Consider the following 2608-nt stretch of genomic DNA (forward strand, 5'->3'; position numbering starts at 1 on the left):
AGTAGTCAGTGATCTTTTTGCCATCTAGCGTGACATCCTTGTGAGAGAATTTGTGTGGCCAGATAGCAGGACGGTCAAGGAATCCGGTTGAACGGTCGCCACCAGCAAAGATAAACATCACTGACAACTCTGAAGGTTCAACGGTTCCACCTTGGTTACTGTCGTAAGCAGAAAGATTGAAGTACGGATCCAGTTTTTGGTAGGCCTCTGTAAACACGGCGTTCAGCTTGGCCGTACATGTGGTGTCGCTAGAACTAGAGTGACAATTTGGGTGGCTTTGTGCCACAGTCACATTGATCACACCATCATTCGCGGTGCCGTAACTCTCGATAGCTGGGACGACTTTGAATTTACCTTGAGAGTTTTTATCAAAGTAATCCACAACGCTTTGGCCATTCGTGTCGAAAACACGTTGCTCGAAATTGTGCACCATCGCTTGATCGTTAAAAGAAACCTGCACAACCAACAGAGGCTGCTGTTTCACGCTCGAGCTGCTCATCGCCTGATAACCTTGTGCCGTGCGCAATAAGTTTTGGCGAGCCATAGGTTCAATCGCTTTTAACGAAGACAGCTCCGGCTTAACTTGCACGTCAGGACGAAACTTCGCTGAATCAGGCGCATCACTGGATTGGGTTTTCTCAATACCAGTCGAGAGCAACTCAGGGGTGTCTGAATTACGCTGGATCTGAGCAAAAAACCAAACACCATCTTCCTGAATCAAGGCATTGCCTTGTTTGTCTTCAAACCAATGGAAATCAGCAGTTCCGCGTAAAATCGCCTCGCTATTGCTTCCGTCACTCAGCGTGATCGGATGCCAAATTGGCGATGGTGGTGTCGTTGCCATACTGTTTCCGGCAACAAGTGCAGTCAGCATGGTCAAGGCAAGGGTGTGGAATTTCAAAGTACGGCTCCATCTTTTCAATTCACTACGCGTAAAACGAACTCAGATCCCCATCAATTTAATGAGCGGTTACCTGATGGTTACTTACGCATTAGATATAAATTAAGTGAATGAATGGTACAGAAATGAAAGGATAAGGGAATGCTGACAAGGGGATCAAAAAGAAAATTTGAGCAGAAGACCACGTTATTTATAAATGTTTGAGCGCCGATGACCAATCGACGCTCAAAAAAGTCAAAATATCACTTTAAATTCAAAGCGTTAATTTGCATTCATTTTGCTTGTTACTGACAAATCAACCAGTAAGAACCGTGTCTTCTGGGTACTTAATCAAGGTTGGCTCTGGTCTCGCTAACATATATGCGAGCGTCAAAGGCCCAATACGGCCAATGATCATCACGACGATCATGATGTACTTTCCAGGCTCTGAAAGCTCTGCCGTCAAACCTGCAGTAAGCCCAACCGTTGCAAAAGCAGAAATCGTTTCGAACATCACTTTGTCAAAAGAAGCTTTCTCCGTCAGCATCAACAAAAACATCGCGGTGGTGAGAATCGCTCCGCTCACCACAATGATTGCCAGTGACTTTGTTACCGTTGGCCAGTTTACCGTTCTCTTAAACATCACCACGTGTTTCTTTTGACGCAAGAACGTCCACGTCGCCATAAACGCGACAGCAAAAGTAGACACCTTGATACCGCCACCCGTAGAGGTCGAACCCGCACCAATCAACATCAAAACGATCATGATGAGTAATGCCGGTTGCGTGAACTGCGTTAAATCAACACTGTTAAAACCCGCTGTCCGCGCACTGGCTGATTGGAAAAAAGCGGCCAACCATTGCCCGCCGGTAGTGAGCGCCCCCATGGTGTTGGGGTTGTGACGTTCCAAAAGCCAAAACAGCACCGTTCCCACCAACAGCAGTAACGGCGTGGCAATCAACATGATTTTGGTGTGAATATGTAAGAAGTGGAAACCTTTACGCCAATGTCGCCAAACGTCACCAATCACAGTGAAACCCAAGCCGCCAAAGATAAACAGACCAGCTAAGGTGAAACTCACTAACGGATCGTTGACAAAACTCATCATGCTGTCAGAGAAGAGAGCGAAGCCAGCATTGTTGAAAGCCGAAATAGAATGAAACAGCGCATAGAACATGCCCGTCTGCCAACCCATTTCTGGCACCCAACGATACGAGAGGAAGACAAAACCAATCGCCTCTGCCACCAGCGCAAATGTGACGATCTTTTTCACCAAACGACGCAGGTTGACTTGCCTTTCTTGGCCAAGTGCTTCTTTGGCTAACGCTTGCTGACGTAGACTCAAGCGCACCCCAAACATATAGAGCAGCACCGCAGATAAGGTCATTTGCCCTAAGCCGCCGATCTGCATCAAGCACATCAGAAGAATTTTACCCGCGAGCGTAAAATGTTGGCCGGTATCGACCACACCCAACCCAGTCACACTAATGGCTGAAGTCGCGGTAAACAACGCGTCAGTAATAGACAGACCAGAAACCGAAAAAACCGGTAGCGTAAGCAGAACAGCAGAAGGCAATAACACTCCGAGAAAGCTCAGCAATATAATGCGCGGTTCGCCACCTTTCGCTTTATCTCGTTTGCCGTCTGGGACGTAAAAAACGCCTCTCTGATGAAATTGCGTCATAATGATTTCAGCTTGTTTGCCAACTTGTCTTGCGGGCCAACCAC

The 2608-nt window shown here is 47.2% G+C and carries 1 protein-coding gene and 1 pseudogene; both read right to left on the reverse strand.

Annotation, left to right across the window (positions count from 1 at the left end):
* Window positions 1-901, reverse strand: a pseudogene (locus R7Q47_RS23140) (peptidase M6); the annotation flags it as partial.
* A 295-nt stretch (window positions 902-1196) separates the two neighbouring features.
* The gene (locus R7Q47_RS23145; RefSeq protein ID WP_005479004.1) at window positions 1197-2564 is read right to left on the reverse strand and encodes a TrkH family potassium uptake protein; all 1368 of its coding nucleotides are present in this window, start codon (window positions 2562-2564) and stop codon (window positions 1197-1199) included.
* Window positions 2565-2608 lie beyond the last annotated feature (44 nt).

This window comes from Vibrio sp. Vb0349 (assembly GCF_033338975.1).